At 46.5% G+C, this 15482-nt stretch carries 16 protein-coding genes and 1 riboswitch; of the genes, 12 read left to right on the top strand and 4 right to left on the bottom strand.

The annotated features are described in order from the left end of the window. Nucleotides 1-3 precede the first annotated feature (3 nt). A riboswitch (cyclic di-AMP (ydaO/yuaA leader) is annotated at nt 4-145 on the top strand. Between the two features lie 73 nt (nt 146-218). From QMZ64_RS20435 to QMZ64_RS20415, 5 genes are all read left to right on the top strand, one after another. Further along, nucleotides 219-1463 (top strand): dicarboxylate/amino acid:cation symporter, encoded by a 1245-nt coding sequence (locus tag QMZ64_RS20435; protein ID WP_243944241.1) that lies wholly within the window; start codon nt 219-221, stop codon nt 1461-1463. A 69-nt stretch (nt 1464-1532) separates the two neighbouring features. Beyond that, complete coding sequence (locus tag QMZ64_RS20430) at nt 1533-2459, top strand: ABC transporter ATP-binding protein (RefSeq protein ID WP_265624798.1); 927 nt, start codon at nt 1533-1535, stop codon at nt 2457-2459. Further along, nucleotides 2452-3219, top strand: a complete 768-nt coding sequence (locus QMZ64_RS20425) for an ABC transporter permease (protein ID WP_265624797.1) — start codon at nt 2452-2454, stop codon at nt 3217-3219. The genes QMZ64_RS20430 and QMZ64_RS20425 overlap by 8 nt, the downstream gene beginning before the upstream one ends. A gap of 121 nt (nt 3220-3340) precedes the next feature. After that, a complete protein-coding gene (locus QMZ64_RS20420; protein ID WP_265624796.1) occupies nt 3341-3679 on the top strand; it encodes a hypothetical protein in 339 nt (112 codons plus the stop codon). A gap of 124 nt (nt 3680-3803) precedes the next feature. After that, nucleotides 3804-4952 (top strand): acyl-CoA dehydrogenase family protein, encoded by a 1149-nt coding sequence (locus tag QMZ64_RS20415; protein WP_265624795.1) that lies wholly within the window; start codon nt 3804-3806, stop codon nt 4950-4952. 36 nt (nt 4953-4988) lie between these two features. Here QMZ64_RS20415 and fbpB read toward each other — a convergent pair whose 3' ends face one another. From fbpB to QMZ64_RS20400, 3 genes are all read right to left on the bottom strand, one after another. After that, nucleotides 4989-5144, bottom strand: a complete 156-nt coding sequence (fbpB, locus tag QMZ64_RS20410) for a Fur-regulated basic protein FbpB (protein ID WP_106071079.1) — start codon at nt 5142-5144, stop codon at nt 4989-4991. A 2-nt stretch (nt 5145-5146) separates the two neighbouring features. Continuing rightward, nucleotides 5147-5305, bottom strand: a complete 159-nt coding sequence (gene fbpA / locus QMZ64_RS20405; RefSeq protein WP_023857875.1) for a Fur-regulated basic protein FbpA — start codon at nt 5303-5305, stop codon at nt 5147-5149. Between the two features lie 416 nt (nt 5306-5721). Then, nucleotides 5722-6042 carry a thioredoxin family protein gene (locus tag QMZ64_RS20400; protein WP_003179104.1) on the bottom strand — a complete coding sequence of 107 codons (321 nt, stop codon included), beginning with the start codon at nt 6040-6042 and terminating at the stop codon, nt 5722-5724. A 160-nt stretch (nt 6043-6202) separates the two neighbouring features. Here QMZ64_RS20400 and QMZ64_RS20395 point away from each other — a divergent pair, with 160 nt between their 5' ends. From QMZ64_RS20395 to QMZ64_RS20370, 6 genes are all read left to right on the top strand, one after another. Next, nucleotides 6203-7288: a D-alanine--D-alanine ligase gene (locus tag QMZ64_RS20395; RefSeq protein WP_023857873.1), complete on the top strand. Its 1086-nt coding sequence runs from the start codon at nt 6203-6205 to the stop codon at nt 7286-7288. Nucleotides 7289-7425: 137 nt separating this feature from the next. After that, nucleotides 7426-8796 carry a UDP-N-acetylmuramoyl-tripeptide--D-alanyl-D-alanine ligase gene (locus QMZ64_RS20390; protein WP_265624794.1) on the top strand — a complete coding sequence of 457 codons (1371 nt, stop codon included), beginning with the start codon at nt 7426-7428 and terminating at the stop codon, nt 8794-8796. Nucleotides 8797-8861: 65 nt separating this feature from the next. Continuing rightward, a complete protein-coding gene (locus tag QMZ64_RS20385; RefSeq protein ID WP_265624793.1) occupies nt 8862-9572 on the top strand; it encodes an alpha/beta hydrolase in 711 nt (236 codons plus the stop codon). A gap of 351 nt (nt 9573-9923) precedes the next feature. Continuing rightward, on the top strand, nt 9924-11387 hold the full coding sequence (cshA, locus tag QMZ64_RS20380; protein ID WP_265624792.1) for a degradosome RNA helicase CshA: 1464 nt from the start codon (nt 9924-9926) through the stop codon (nt 11385-11387). Between the two features lie 113 nt (nt 11388-11500). Further along, the gene (locus QMZ64_RS20375; RefSeq protein ID WP_243944257.1) at nt 11501-11980 is read left to right on the top strand and encodes a PH domain-containing protein; all 480 of its coding nucleotides are present in this window, start codon (nt 11501-11503) and stop codon (nt 11978-11980) included. Next, entirely contained in the window at nt 11970-13454 is a 1485-nt protein-coding gene (locus QMZ64_RS20370) for a PH domain-containing protein (RefSeq protein ID WP_301441532.1), read from the top strand. Before QMZ64_RS20375 ends, QMZ64_RS20370 begins: the two co-directional genes overlap by 11 nt. On the opposite strand, the gene QMZ64_RS20365 is transcribed toward QMZ64_RS20370, so the two are convergent. Beyond that, nucleotides 13451-14050, bottom strand: a complete 600-nt coding sequence (locus QMZ64_RS20365; RefSeq protein WP_265627785.1) for a rhomboid family intramembrane serine protease — start codon at nt 14048-14050, stop codon at nt 13451-13453. The two genes, QMZ64_RS20370 and QMZ64_RS20365, sit on opposite strands and share 4 nt — an antisense overlap. 343 nt (nt 14051-14393) lie before the next feature. Here QMZ64_RS20365 and QMZ64_RS20360 point away from each other — a divergent pair, with 343 nt between their 5' ends. Beyond that, nucleotides 14394-15353, top strand: coding sequence for a LolA family protein (locus tag QMZ64_RS20360; protein ID WP_165395380.1), 960 nt, complete (start codon nt 14394-14396; stop codon nt 15351-15353). The last annotated feature ends 129 nt before the right edge of the window (nt 15354-15482 follow it).

The following is a 15482-nucleotide window of genomic DNA, read 5'->3' as shown; positions in this document are numbered from 1 at the left end:
AAATAGCGCCACACGTTTAATCCTTTAGTAGGAGTGGGGGACCCGATCATTTGGGGTGAATTTTTCTGTTCCCGTGCGAACTGAAAGACGGACATCTCTTCGTCCGAACCCGTCAGCTAACCTCATCAACGTGAAGAGAGTCATGTGGACCAATTTTAATGGTAAAAGCCCATGGGAGATCTCTCATGGGCTTTTTTTGGAAAGGGGAGATATGTTATATGAAGTTAGCAACAAAAATTATTATCGCTCTATTACTCGGTGCAGCCGTCGGTATTATACTGAACGTCACTTCACCGGATTTATTCAGCAAGCTTAATACATTTTTATTCGGGCCGCTCGGCACGATCTTCCTTAACTTAATTAAAATGCTCGTTGTACCGATTGTTTTCTTTTCTCTGACTTTAGGGGTGGCAGGACTTGGAGATCCAAAGAAACTGGGCAGAATCGGTGCCAAAACGATTTCTTTCTTTTTAGTGACAACTGCAATTGCCATTATGATCGGACTTGTTTTAGCGTTGGTCATCAAACCGGGAACCATCGGAACATATGATACAAGCGCTGCGGAATATTCAGCACAGAAAGCGCCAAGCATTGCCGAAACGCTTTTGAACATCATTCCGACAAACCCGGTTCAGGCAATGGCTGAAGGGAATATGCTGCAAATCATTGCTTTCTCCATTTTGGTCGGTCTCGGAATTACGATGCTCGGCAAAAAAGCGGACGCTCTTCTCAAAGTGGTTGAACAAGGTAACGATCTAATGATGTATCTCGTCAATCTCGTCATGAAGTTCGCACCGTACGGTACGTTCGGCTTGATTGCCGGGGCGATCGGAAGCCAAGGCTGGGACGCCATTAAAGCAATGGGACTTTATATGATCGTCGTCATTCTGGCGCTGTTCATCCACACCATCGTCACATACGGCTCAGCGATTGCATTTCTGGCAAAGCGGAACCCGCTCACATTCTTTAAAGATTTTTCAGAGGTTATGCTTGTCGCTTTCAGTACGTCCAGCAGCAACGCGACGCTTCCGGTTTCGATGGATGTCGCTCAAAGAAAGCTGAAAGTTCCAGAGCCGATCTCAAGTTTTGTTCAGCCGCTCGGAGCTACGATCAACATGGACGGAACGGCAATTATGCAAGGGGTAGCAACAGTCTTTATCGCTCAGGTGTACGGTTATGACCTGACATTCACACAGCTTTTGACGGTAGTTCTCACGGCAGTGCTTGCCAGCATCGGAACAGCGGGTGTCCCGGGTGTCGGACTGATTCTGCTCGCCATGGTTCTTCAAACAGTTGGCCTTCCAGTTGAGGGAATTGCGCTAATATTGGGAATTGACCGACTTCTGGACATGATTCGTACGGCTGTCAATACAACAGGCGATGCAGCATGTGCAGTCATCGTCACCGAAACGGAAAAGAAACACGGCAAAATTGAAGCCCCTCATAGTGAAGTTTCCGTGTAACTCAAAAATGATATAATCAAACAGTGCCTTTTCGGCACTGTTTATTTTTTGGGGAAAGAGGAGGGGGCTATGACAAAGCAGCCTGTTTTACATATAGAAAATGTTGATAAAATCATAGACGGCAAAACGATATTGAAGGATATCCGCTTAACGGCGGATGAAGGGGAGATCATCGGCCTGCTTGGCCCGAACGGATCAGGAAAAACGACCCTCATCAAATTGATCACCGGCTTAATGAAAATGAAAAGCGGATCAATTGTCATAAACGGCTTTTCGATTGACCGCCAATTTGAAAAAGCGATCCGGTCCGTCGGAGCCATCGTTGAAAATCCTGAATTTTATCCGTATCTGACAGGCTATGAAAATCTGAAACACTATGCAAATATGCACGCTGGAATCGGACGGGAAAGACTGGCGGAAGTGATCAGCAGGGTCGGTCTTGAAGATGCCGCAGAAGACAAGGTCAAAACGTACTCGCTCGGAATGAAACAGCGCCTCGGTATCGCCCAGGCGATTCTTCACCGGCCGAAGCTGTTGATTTTGGACGAGCCGACGAACGGATTGGACCCGGCGGGAATGAAAGATTTCCGCGAACATCTGCGTGAACTCGCCGAAGAAGAAGGAACGGCGATCCTGTTTGCGACCCACTTGCTGAAGGAAGTGGAAGATTTGTGCGATCGGGTCGTCATCCTTCAACAAGGAAAAATCAAATCAACCGTCGACCTCAATGATGCAGATGAAAAGCAGGAAAAGGCGATGCTGGAGGTACAGCCTCATGACAAAGCGCTTCAGTGGCTGAAAGACCAGGGATACGAAGCTCACGCCGAAAAAGGCCTGCTTACCGTAAAGGTGGCGAAAACGCAAATTCCTGCTTTAAATCAACAGCTTGTCGCCAATCATATTGACGTCTATTCGATTGCTCCGTTTAAGCAGTCTCTTGAGGATGAATATATGGCGCGGACGAATGGAACGGAAGAGAGGAATGCTGATGTTTAAACTGATTCAAAACGAGCATGTTAAATTGCTGAAGCGAAAAGTAACATTTGTATCGCTGGCGCTGATCGCAGTCTTTCAATTTCTCCTCGCGCTCATAACGAAAAGAATCCTGATGAGCGCCGGGACAGAGGATCATTTTATCGGCTATTTTTCATTCACCCCAAACCTGAATATCCTCTTGCAGGGGCTTTCGATTGTGGTGGCGGCTTCAATTATATCCTTTGAATATGATAAAAAGACGATCAAATTTTTGCTGATCCGCCCAGTCAGAAGAGAAAAAATTCTTGTTTCAAAATACGTGACGAGCGTGCTCGCAAGCATTTGGCTTTTTATCATTTACTACGGATTTTCTTTATTATTCGGTCTGCTCTTTTTCGGCGTGAAGCTCGACGAAAAAGCGGAGCCGCTCTTTATCAATACGGTGACAATGATCGGGACGCAGTGGTTTGAAGTATGGATGATGGTTTCCTTTGCGTTTTTATGCTCTGCATTGTTTAAAAGCAGCGCGCTCAGCATCATGGTGTCGATTGTCGTGCTGTACGGCGCCAAAATGCTTGTGACGATTATGTCGTATTTGGAAAAACCGCTCGGTAAATTTTTATTGTTCGCCAATACCAATTTAACGCAATACGCCGGAGAGGCCAAGCCGCTTTTTGCCGGGATGACGCCTTTGTTTTCGCTCTTCATCGTCTTTCTCCATCTCGTGTTTTTTCTCGGAGCGGCGTGGTGGGCCTTTTGTAAACGCGATATGAAAGTATAAAATAATTTGTCTAAAGTGTGACAAAAGGAATGACATTTTTGTGAAATATGTCGTAATTACCGTGTGAATTTCCTATTCTCAATTATAATTTTAGGATAAGGGAATGGGGGATGAGACATCCATGAAAAAATTTATTACGGCATTGCCAATTGTATTGCTGTTGTCATTTTCATTTGTTTCTTTTGCCTTTAATTTCGATCATCTCGTCTATTTTAGACTTGCGCTCGGGCTCTTTTCGCTCGCAGGTTTGTTTCTGTTATATAAATTAAAAAACGGCGTCCGCTTCTTTATGGCGTATCTTTATGGAAGCTGGGTCGTGCTGGCCGGAATCGCTGCATATGAAGAACCGCTTTTTTCCGATTTCTTCTTCGGCGGCCTCACGATCACGATGGGCTACTTAACCTACATGCTGATTTATCTCGGTATGAAAGTTGACCGTCGAGGCGGTCAAGTCGTTTAATCCAAAGCGCACCTCGCTGAAGGTGCGCTTTTTTGTTTTGCCATGGCTATCATTTGCACAACGAGCCGGGAACGAACTATAATACTTATTAAATCTATCGGAATTTGGTCAGGAGGATACCGGTGTGTGTTCAATATTTGTGAAAACGGAAAGGCAGCAGGAATGGCTCGGTAAAATCGGGAAACTGGCGGATGAATTTGAGAAAACAGCAGCGTACTATGACGAACATGCCGAATTTCCCGCAGAACATATTCAAAAGCTGCGGGATTCAGGCTACACAGCGCTGACGGTCGGAAAAGATTACGGGGGAGAAGGCATTTCGGTCTACGATATGCTTTTGTTTCAGGAACGGCTTGCAAAAGGAGACGGACCGACGGCTCTCAGCATCGGCTGGCACTTAAGCGTGATGGGCGAACTGGCGGAAGGAAACAGCTGGGACCGGCATGTGTTTTCATCGATTTCACATGAAGCATTTAAGGGCGCGCTGATTAACAGAGCTGCAAGTGAAGCGCAGACGGGAAGCCCGACAAGAGGAGGACGCCCCGGAACCTATGCAGTCAAAAAGAATGGCGGCTGGATTGTAAACGGACGTAAAACATTTACAACGATGTCTCCGGTTCTCGACTACTTTCTTGTCACCGCTTGGATTGAAGAGAAGCAAACGGTCGGCGTTTTCTTGATCCATAAAGATGCGGAAGGCTTGGTGATAGAAGAAACGTGGGATATGGCGGCGATGAGGGGGACGGGAAGCCACGATTTGGTGCTGACCGATGTCCGTCTCGACGAATCCATGCTTGTCGAGCTGTTGGCAAGTAAAAGAACGGATAAAGTCAACGGCTGGCTGCTTCATATACCGGCTGTTTATCTAGGTATCGCGCAAGCAGCGAGAGATTATGCCGTCCAATTTGCAAAAGACTATCAGCCGAACAGCTTGAAATTTCCGATTAAAGAAGTGCCTGCTGTTCAGCGCCATATCGGCGAAATCGATTTGGAACTCATGAAAGCCCGCCACTTTATGTATCATGTCGCAGAGCTTTATGATGACCCGGAGCGCCGCGCCTTTTTGACAGGTGAGCTCGGAGCGGTTAAGCATACGGTAACGAATACGGCTATTGCTGTCGTAGACAGGGCGATGAGAGTCGTCGGAGCGAAGAGCCTGGCGAGAACGAACCCGCTCCAAAGATTCTATCGCGATGTCCGGGCGGGCCTCCACAATCCGCCGATGGATGATGCGACAATCGGCAAGCTTGCTGGCATTGCATTCAGTGAATAGTAAAAAAGAAGCCGTTCAAAATGAGCGGCTTCTTTTTTACGTTTGTTTTGCTTTAGAAATGGCCAAAAGGCGGTTCTCGTGTCTGCGGTCGATCTTGTCATAAATGACGTCCATTTCTTTCGGGTTCTTGGCGATTTCTTTCTTATATTCTTCGACAAGCTGATGAAAGGTTTTAATCTTCCGTTTTGACATGATTATCCGCCTTTCTTGTTGGATTGGTATTCGCTTTCAAGTTCGCTTAAAGACAATTCGTAAAGATGGCGCTCTTCTTTTTTATATATGCCAAGCTGGATAAGCCGCTGAATGAGTTGTTTCTTTCTCATTTCCACCGCTTTCTTTAATTGAGGGGCCATGTGATCACCTCGTCAACCATTAGTGATATTGATAATCATTATCAATTAAGGGTATTATACTAAATAGTATTACAGAATGTAAAGAGACATCCTTAAAATCATATTGAACAAAATTGAAAAATATGAATTATTATCCAAAAATGCATATAAAAAAAAGAAGCCAACAAGGGCTTCACAACTAGAAAAAATAATTGCAAAATAGGAACAAAAAACATTCTACCTGAATATAAAAAACGAATCAAGAACTTTTTGCGAAATTTCGACATTTTCGTTTCCCGGGAAATACTCGTGTCGAATTATTAATGAAAGCTCATTCTTTTATGAAACAAATATTGCTGCTGTCCCGTCTTGTATAAAAAGGACATGGGTACTCCCATGTCCGGCGGTTCAGACAAAAAATCAGGACTTTAAACGAATTAGCTAATATGTTCAGCCAGGAACTCGTTCACTTCTTCAGGCGTTTTGGCATTTGCGCTGTGAAGGTGACCCGTTTTTTCACCGTTTTTGAAAATCAACAGGCTTGGAATACCCATGACCTGATACTTATCGGCAAGTTCAGGAAGATCGTCTTTATTCAGCTCATACCAGTCATTTTCCTGATAAGCCTCAAGAATGTCTCCGATGAACATGTTCATGCGTGTGCAGTCCGGGCACCAGTCAGCGTAAAATTTGACGATGATTTCTTTATCGGATTGGATCAGTTCATTAAATTGTGCTTCTGTTGTGATTTTTTTCAATTGCAACCTCTCCTTTTCAATGCCATTTTAATATAAAATGAAAAGGATTTACATACAAATGCTTTTTATATGCTGTTTTTAGACCGTATTAAAATAATTAGATCATTTTCCCGGGAAAGTGATAAGATAGTAAAGATGAATCCAGTGGGGGGAGTACGAATTGAAGACAAGATTAGGATTGGTATACGGCGGAAAATCAGCGGAGCATAACGTTTCTCTGCAAACCGCGCTGGCCGTCACGAAAGCATTAGATACTGAAAAATTTGATATACACCCGATTTATATAACAGAAAAAGGCGAGTGGGTGAGAGGGCCGCAACTGACAGAACCGGTTTCAAATGTGAAAATGCTTCAGTTTGAACAGACGGGCCAGACATTTTCTCCGGCATTGCTGAACCGCGATATGTTTCCGGGCGAAGCTGATGTGAAAGAAGACTCGATTGATGTTGTTTTCCCGCTTTTGCACGGACCGAATGGGGAAGACGGCACCATTCAAGGCATGCTTGAACTATTGAATGTGCCATATGTGGGCAACGGAGTCCTGGCTTCCTCCGCGGGCATGGATAAAGTGGTCATGAAGCATCTGTTTGCACAGGCAGGCCTTGACCAGGCGAAATACGTTTCATTTGTGAAAAAAACCTGGAGTCACTCCAAAGAAGAAAGCTATGATCAAGTGGAAGCGGAGCTTGGTTATCCGTGCTTCGTAAAACCGGCTAACCTTGGATCAAGCGTCGGGATCAGCAAATGCAGAAACCGTGAAGAGCTTGACCAAGCCTTTGAGCTAGCATTCCAATATGACCGGAAAATTGTCGTTGAAGAAGGCGTCATCGGACGGGAAATAGAACTCGGCGTTCTGGGGAATGATGAACCTGTCTGCTCAGTCGCGGGGGAAATCGCTCCGAAGAAAGATTTTTATGACTATAAAGCAAAATACGAAGACGGCGACACTGATTTGATTATTCCGGCTTCCCTGACAGAGGACGAATACGAAACAATGCGCAGCATGGCGGTCAAAGCGTTTCAGGCGATTGACGGCTCAGGCCTTGTGAGAGCGGACTTTTTCCTTACAAACGAAGGCAGGGTCCTGATCAATGAAGTCAATACGATGCCGGGATTCACACCGTTCAGCATGTTCCCGCTTCTCTGGAAGCAATCAGGGGTTGAGTATGCTGAACTGATTGAAAAACTTGTCGCTTTGGCAATCGATCGGCACGAAGAAAAACAGCAGATCAAACATACATTTTAACGGGACGGAGCGGACCGAATCCGGAGAGCTTTCATGGAGAAAGGCGCGGAAGCGGTTCGCCCTTATATACAGCTGCAGACACTATCCTTATTTGTGGTAGTGTCTCTTTTCCTTGCTGGAGAAAGAGAGGAACATACATGATAACGAGAACGGTAAAAGAAATTGCTGAAATGTCGGAAGGCGTTTTGACGAATGAAGCTTTTGAAGGGCGTCTCGTCAAAGGCGTCTCAACCGATTCGAGAAAACTGGCGAAAGACCAACTGTTTATTCCGCTTGCAGGCGAGCGGTTCAACGGACACGTTTTTGCAGAGCAGGCTTTTCAGGAAGGCGTCGCGGCCGTGCTCTGGAACCGGAGCGAACCGAATCCTCCGGAAGGGAAGCCGGTTATTTTAGTTGACGATACGCTGGAAGCGCTGCAGAAGCTTGCGAAGGCATACAGGCATCAGCTCGACGTGAAAATCGTCGGTGTGACCGGCTCAAATGGAAAAACGACGACAAAAGACATGATTCATGCTGTGTTGGGCACCGAATATAAAGTGCATAAGACAGAAGGAAACTACAATAATCACATCGGCCTGCCCCTGACGATTCTGGCGATGCCAGAAGATACGGAAATCGCCATTTTGGAGATGGGGATGAGCGCCAAAGGAGAAATCGATTTTCTGACTCGTCTGGCGCGTCCTGATATCGCAGTCATCACAAACATTGGCGAATCGCACCTCCTGGAACTCGGATCAAGAGAAGGAATTGCAGAGGCAAAGCTCGAAATTGTCAATGGGCTTTCAAAAGAAGGCACACTCATTTATGTCGGAGATGAACCGCTGCTCGCCGAAAGGCTGAACCAGCCGCCTTACGAGACAAAAACGTTTGGAGAGGATCCGGCTTTCGACTATCAGCTTGAGGGTATGACACAGACGGAAGAGGGCACGGCATTCCGTGTCAGAGGGATCGAAAACCGGTTCTTCATCCCGGTCCTCGGAAAGCATAATGTCAAAAACGCTTTAGCTGCGATTGCGGCCGGAGACCTTCTGAATGTCAGCCGGGCTCACATTGCGGAAGGGCTGACGAAACTGAAAGTGACCGGAATGCGGCTTGAGCTTGTGAAGACGCCGGACGGCGTTGCGATCATTAATGACGCCTATAATGCAAGTCCGACATCGATGAAAGCGGCGATCGAGCTTGTCGAACAGATGAAGGGATACGGTAAGAAAATGCTCGTCCTCGGCGATATGCTGGAGCTCGGCGAAGGAGAAAAAGTGTTTCATGAAGAAATCGGGCAGGCAGTCAATCCGGACTCGATCGACTTTTTATTTACGTGCGGAGATCTCGGTGCATATATTGCAAAAGGGGCGCTTAAACATTTTCCGGAACACCGCGTCCTTCATTTCAACCCGGAAAACAAAGACGATTTGAAAAAGACATTGAAAGAAAAAGCGAATACAGGGGATCTGATCCTCGTCAAAGCGTCCAGAGGCATGCGTCTTGAGGATGTTATAAAAGATTTGTAAGGGAACATTGAATCATAAAGTCGTTTTTTATGTGATCATCAGTAAAAGAAAACGGGTGAATGGTCATGATAGGATGTTTATGCATTCACGGATTTACCGGAGCACCGTATGAATTGGAACCGCTGGCTTCTCATTTAAAACAAACGGCTGATTGGCAAGTCGAAATGATCACGCTGCCCGGGCACGGGGAGATGCCGGTTTTAAAAGGCGTCTGTTTTCAGGAATGGATCGCTTGCGCGGAAGTGGAGCTCGTCCGCTTGTTGAAAACGTGTGATACGGTATTTTTAATCGGATTTTCAATGGGCGGGATGATTGCCGCCTATTTAGCCGGAAAATATTCGGTCAGCCGCCTTGTCCTATTGAGTGCGGCCGCCCAGTACATCAGCCCGGGACAGCTGATCCAGGATTTGAAGAATGTGATCAAAGATTCTCTGCAAGGCAAGCTTGAGGATAATCTGCTTTACAAAAGGTATAAACAAAAGCTGACAAGCACACCGGTGTCTTCAGCATTTCAGTTCCGCAAGCTCGTCAAGATGACAAAGCCTGCTTTGAAAAACCTCCAGATCCCTGTGCTTATTGTTCAGGGGGAGTGTGATTCAATCGTGCCGCTGTCAAGCGCGTATTACTTGTATGAAACCATACCTTCCGAAGAGAAAGAGCTGTGCCTCTTGCCGGAATCCAAGCACCATGTCTGCCTTGAAGAAAACTCCGTTACCCTATTTCAAACCGTTGAGGCGTTTCTCAAAAAAACGCCGATTGAATCCATAAAAAAATAAATAATTGAACGGCAATCTGCAAAAAATAATCTGGGATGTTGGCAGGGAAAAAATGAGCGTATGCTGTCGAAAGCCGCACAAGCCTGTGTTACAATGTGTAAAAGACGCCTCCGGGCGTGCTTTATATTTCGATGACGGACGGCTTCGCCCGAGGTCCATAGGAGACTGCCGAACCGGCAAGAGAGCACACCGCTCATTCTCATCTTGTTGAAAAACGTATAACGGAATGGTAATATAACATGTAAAGTAATTCGGGCTTTGCATAAGTATGGACCTGTCCTTTGCACAAAGGGCAGTTTTTATTGATAAAACACGATTACTGAAACAGTAAGCAGAAGGAGTTTGAATACATTGACAATAACGTTTCAAGATTTTCAATTAAGTTCTGATCTCACAAAAGCGATCAAGCGTATGGGATTTGAAGAGGCAACACCGATTCAGGCACAAACGATTCCGCTCGGCCTTGCAAATAAAGATGTGATCGGACAAGCGCAAACGGGAACAGGAAAAACGGCTGCATTTGGCATCCCCCTTGTTGAGAAAATCGACCCCGAGTCTCCTAACATTCAAGCCATTGTTATCGCACCTACTCGTGAACTAGCCATTCAAGTTTCTGAAGAGCTATATAAAATTGGACAGGATAAACGCGCTCGCGTGCTGCCGATTTACGGTGGACAGGATATCGGACGCCAGATTCGCGCGCTGAAGAAAAATCCTCATATTATCGTCGGAACACCTGGCCGTTTGCTTGACCATATCAACCGCCGCACAATGCGTCTTCAAACAGTGAACACTGTTGTGCTTGATGAAGCGGATGAAATGCTGAACATGGGATTCATCGAAGATATCGAATCCATCCTTTCCAATGTGCCTGCTGAGCACCAGACATTGCTGTTTTCTGCAACAATGCCTGCTCCGATTAAACGGATTGCAGAACGTTTCATGACCAACCCGGAGCACGTGAAAGTGAAAGCGAAAGAAATGACAGTATCAAACATTCAGCAGTTCTACCTTGAAGTACATGAACGCAAAAAGTTTGATACGCTGACACGTCTTCTTGACATCCAGTCTCCGGAACTGGCGATTGTATTCGGCCGGACAAAGCGCCGCGTCGATGAGCTGACAGAAGCGCTTAATCTGCGCGGCTATACAGCTGAAGGAATCCACGGCGATTTGACTCAAGCGAAGCGGATGGTGGCACTCCGGAAATTTAAGCAAGGCGCAATTGAAGTGCTCGTTGCGACAGACGTTGCGGCGCGCGGCCTTGATATTTCAGGGGTAACGCACGTCTACAACTTCGATGTGCCGCAAGACCCTGAAAGCTATGTTCACCGCATCGGAAGAACGGGCCGCGCAGGCAAAACAGGAATGGCGATGACCTTCATTACACCGCGCGAAAAAGATATGCTGCGCGCCATCGAGCAGACGACAAAACGCAAAATGGACCGCATGAAAGCACCGACTCTAGATGAGGCCATTGAAGGACAGCAGCAGGTGACGGTTGACCGCCTCCGGACGATCATTGAGGAAAATAACCTGAACTTCTATATGACGGCTGCAGCGGAATTATTGGAAGACCATGATTCTGTGACAGTTGTTGCGGCTGCCATTAAAATGATGACTAAAGAGCCGGACAATACGCCTGTCCGTTTGACGGAAGAGGCTCCGCTCAGATCGAAGCGAAACAAAAATCACCACCACCGTTCCTCAAAACGCAGAGACGGCGGCGGTTACAGAGGAAAGAACAATCGTTCATCCTATGATAAAAAGCGTTCTTCGAATGACAGACGCCAAAAAAAATCATATAATTCATAAGCAAAAGGCGGATCCTTTTTTACGGATTCGCCTTTTTTTAAAAACGAAAGCCTTTAAACGAAACATTTTCAGCCTGAAGACCGTAAATAGAATGAGATTGGGGGAATCGAGTTTTGAGAAGCGAGCCGAAAAATCAAATCAGCCGTGATGGCGTAAAAGTCTGGAGAATCACAGCTTGTATCACATCATTCGTTTTAATGCTGGCTGCAGCAGGCCTTGTTGCCGCAGGGGTGATATTTAAGTGGCCGGTATGGATCGGCGTTTTGTCAGCAGCCGTTTGGCTGGCGATTTCATTTGTCATCATTATTATTATTCCGAATATCCGCCACAGAATCTGGCGGTACGAAGTCCATGAGAACGAAATCGATATTCAGCACGGCATCTTTGTGGTGACCCGCGTGATCGTTCCGATGGTCAGAGTCCAGCATGTTGATACATCGCAGGGCCCCATCCTCAGAAAATATAATCTCGCCTCCGTGCAAATTTCAACAGCCGCGACGACCCATTCCATTCCCGCTCTGGATGTTGAAGAGGCCGATCAGCTCAGGGACTCCATTTCCAGGCTGGCGAGGGTGACTGAAGATGATGTCTGAACCGAGACGCATGCACCCCGCCGCCGTCATTCTCAACTTTATTAAAGGCCTTGTTGAGACTGTTAAAAACTTTATCATTCCATTTAGCGTAGTGCTTTTTTTAAATCAGTCGCACACAGTCAAAATGCTGGCGATCGCCGCGGCCGTGCTGTTTTTCATTGCTTTGGTCGTGACGAGCATCATCAAGTGGAGCAAATTTACATACCGTATCGAAGAGGATGAATTGCGAATAGAGGAAGGCCTGATCAATAAGAAAAAAAGGTATATTCCGATCGAACGGATTCAAACGATCAACACGAGCGCAGGCCTCATTCAGCAAATGTTCAAGCTGGTGAAGCTGCAAGTCGAAACGGCAAGCGGAGGAACGGAAGCGGAAGTTTCCTTGGTCGCCATTACTCAGGCAGAAGCCGAACGTATTCAGCAAGCGCTTTTCGAAAGGAAAAAGGCGGCGGAAGGCACTGGAGCCGATGTCACGGATCCGCTGGCAGAGACTGCTGAAGACGCGGAGGAAACAGCGGAAGAGCCGGAAATGATGTACAAAATGACCGGGCAGGAGCTTTTAACTGCAGCGTCAACATCAAGCGGCATCGGCGTCATTATTTCAGGGGTATTCGCTTTTTTCACTCAAGTCGACGACTTCTTTGACTTGGATTGGCTGTATGACCGCTTTGCGTTTTTGAACAGCGCTGGAGCGGCTGTTATCGCCTTAGCCGCTTTTGTGGCCCTTTTCATCGCATGGCTTCTCAGCATTGTCGGGATGCTTTTGAAATACGCCAATTTTACAGTCGTCCGTAAAGAGAAAGAAATCGTCATTTCCAGAGGACTGATTGAAAAGCATCAAATCACGATTCCGCTGCAGCGGATTCAAGCGATTAAAATCAAGGAGAGTCTGATCAGGCAGCCTTTTGGACTTGCAGCCGTCACGATTGTCAGCGCAGGCGGAAACGTTTTGGAAGAGGATAAATCAGCCGTCTTATTTCCGATTATCAGCAAAAAAATGATCAAACAGCGCCTCGGCGAATTCATTCCGGATTATGCGCCGGAAGACGATTTGAACCGCTTGCCGAAACGCGCACTGCGCCGCTATCTCCTGCGCGCATCCTGGCCGGTTCTCGCTGTCGTTCCGCTTTCGATTCTGTTTCCGCCGTGGGGCTATTTGTCCGCTGTATTGATTCCTTTTTACTGGATCATCGGCTGTTTATCATACCGCGATGCCGGATGGAAGATCAGCGGCAGCAAAATCATCATGTCATCGCGCTTCATCGGCAGAACAACCGCTGTCATTCAGCGCAGGCGCATGCAGGTGTTCGAAGTCAGCCGCTCATATTTCCAGCGCAGAAGACAGCTTGTTTCGATTCATACATCAACAAAATCGTCTGCTTTAATGGAGAAGTTTTCGGTGGCTGATGTCGAGGAGAAAGATTCGGACGATATTTTTGCATGGTATTCTTATGAAAAAAGAGTGAACGGTTAAAAGCCGTTCACTCTTTTATTTAACAATGGAGGAGCCAGAGCGAGTCCGCCCAGCAGTCCGAAGATGTGCGCCATGATATTGATATTTTGGTTGACAAACGTCATCAAAACCGAAATGGCGAGGATGGTGACGATGATTTGGGAATTGGCGCTTCCCATCAGCTCTTTTCGAAACAGCACGATGTACAGGTACACGCCGAACAAGCCGAATATCGCTCCCGAAGCACCGACATGCATATACTCCAGCGGTTCGATGAAATATGTGCCGATATTGCCGATCACTCCTGCCCCGATATAAACGATGAGAAACTTGAGTTTCCCGAGCATTCGTTCCAGCCCGGGGGCAAATAAAAAGATCGACATCGAATTAAAGAGCAGGTGGCCGAACCCGGCGTGAATAAAGATCGGTGTCACAAACCTCCACCATTCTCCATTCACTATCCCCCAGTTAAATCCAATCAATAAATCAGACCACATCTGTACGGCCGTCAACGGAAGTAAAAAAAGAATCCAGATGGCAAGCTGCAGGGCCAGTATGGCGGATGTGACCGGGTAGAGCCTGATAAACGTCTGAAAATTTTCTGTTCTAATAAACATGCTTATGATTTAAGCCCCTTTACAATGATCTCGTACATATATAGTAACACGTTTATGAACAGGCAGCGGCGATTAGTACGGAGGAGAAAAATGATTTTGAAAGGTTGTCATGCTAGTCTGCATATTGTCTGAGACACGCTCATATATTGGGTAGTGCAATAAGGGAGACGAGTCGTTGCAGGCTTTTATGGTACGCACGCCGATACAGCCGGCCCTGTTCTTATGGCGTACCGTTAAAGTCGAACAAGCGGTTTCTTCCTTTTTACATCAATGATTAAAAAGGGGTTGAAAAAAGGTGAGAAAAAGCTTTGTTTTGCTTTTAACGGGGCTGCTTGTAATCCTTATGCTTTCTGCCTGCGGCCAAAAATCGCAAGAAGATGTTGTGACGGGGCTCGACAAGAAGGCAAAAGAATACACGTCCTATAAGGCAAAAGCGAAAATGACGATTGAAACGGGAAATGAACCGCAGGAGTACAATGTGGAAATCTGGCATAAAAAACCTTCTCTCTACCGGGTCTACTTGGAAAACCCGAAAAAAGACCAGAGCCAGGTGATCTTGCGCAATGAAAACGGCGTGTTTGTTTTGACTCCGTCGCTGAATAAAAGCTTCCGCTTTCACAGCGACTGGCCCAATAACAGCAGCCAGGTATACTTATTCGAATCGCTCGTAAAAGATGTCAAAAATGATGGGGAAGCTTCTTTTTCCGCAAAGGATTCAAAATACATTTTTGAAACGAAAACGAATTATCAGCATAATCAGATGCTGCCGACCCAGGAAATCGTTTTCCATAAAAAGACCATGGCTCCTTCATCGGTTAAAGTGATGGATACGGACCGCAAACCGATGGTAAAGGTTGAGTTTACAAGCTTTGAATTCGATAAGCCGCTCGATAAAGACGCATTTGATGAAAAGAAAAATATGACGCTGTCTCAAATTGACGTAGCGACAAGCGCGGACGTGTCAGACTCTTTCGCCGTCAAAACGCCGCTCGATGTGCCTCAAGGCGTGAAAAAGCTTGAGGAGAAAGAAATGGCGACTGAAGACGGCAAACGAATCGTCATCACATACGGCGGTGAAAAGTCCTTTACATTGATTCAGGAAAAAGCCCGCGTCGCCAAAACGTCCACTTCCGTGTCCATGAATGGAGAGCCGGTTGACCTCGGCTTCACGGTCGGCGCACTGACGGATAAATCGTTGTCATGGACTTATGACGGAGTCGACTATTTCATCTCATCAGAAGACCTTTCTCAAGATGAACTTCTGATGGTTGCCAAAAGCATGCAGGGCCAGTCTTCAAAATAGACTGTGCCGTATCCGGCAGCCTGTTTTCCGCCCTGGAGCGGAAAGCAGGCTGTTTTTGTGAAAAAGAAAACCCTAGGCTAGGCCTAGGGTTCCAAAAAGCTTTCAGCGTTGTATTAAGAAAACTCCCCC

Source organism: Bacillus sp. LB7 (genome assembly GCF_030449715.1).
Classification (GTDB): Bacteria; Bacillota; Bacilli; order Bacillales; family Bacillaceae; genus Bacillus; species Bacillus paralicheniformis.
The sequence above is the reverse complement of the archived record's forward strand: the minus strand, read 5'-3'. Positions and strand labels throughout refer to the sequence as shown.

Bases quoted from the DNA above. Each gene is read 5' to 3' on its own strand.
- QMZ64_RS20435 (WP_243944241.1), top strand. From the start codon at position 219: ATGAAGTTAGCAACAAAAATTATTATCGCTCTATTACTCGGTGCAGCC.
- QMZ64_RS20430 (WP_265624798.1), top strand. From the start codon at position 1,533: ATGACAAAGCAGCCTGTTTTACATATAGAAAATGTTGATAAAATCATA.
- QMZ64_RS20425 (WP_265624797.1), top strand. From the start codon at position 2,452: ATGTTTAAACTGATTCAAAACGAGCATGTTAAATTGCTGAAGCGAAAA.
- QMZ64_RS20420 (WP_265624796.1), top strand. From the start codon at position 3,341: ATGAAAAAATTTATTACGGCATTGCCAATTGTATTGCTGTTGTCATTT.
- fbpB (WP_106071079.1), bottom strand. From the start codon at position 5,144: ATGTCAAAACGGAAGATTAAAACCTTTCATCAGCTTGTCGAAGAATAT.
- fbpA (WP_023857875.1), bottom strand. From the start codon at position 5,305: ATGGCCCCTCAATTAAAGAAAGCGGTGGAAATGAGAAAGAAACAACTC.
- QMZ64_RS20390 (WP_265624794.1), top strand. From the start codon at position 7,426: ATGATAACGAGAACGGTAAAAGAAATTGCTGAAATGTCGGAAGGCGTT.
- QMZ64_RS20385 (WP_265624793.1), top strand. From the start codon at position 8,862: ATGATAGGATGTTTATGCATTCACGGATTTACCGGAGCACCGTATGAA.
- QMZ64_RS20370 (WP_301441532.1), top strand. From the start codon at position 11,970: ATGATGTCTGAACCGAGACGCATGCACCCCGCCGCCGTCATTCTCAAC.
- QMZ64_RS20365 (WP_265627785.1), bottom strand. From the start codon at position 14,050: ATGTTTATTAGAACAGAAAATTTTCAGACGTTTATCAGGCTCTACCCG.
- QMZ64_RS20360 (WP_165395380.1), top strand. From the start codon at position 14,394: ATGCTTTCTGCCTGCGGCCAAAAATCGCAAGAAGATGTTGTGACGGGG.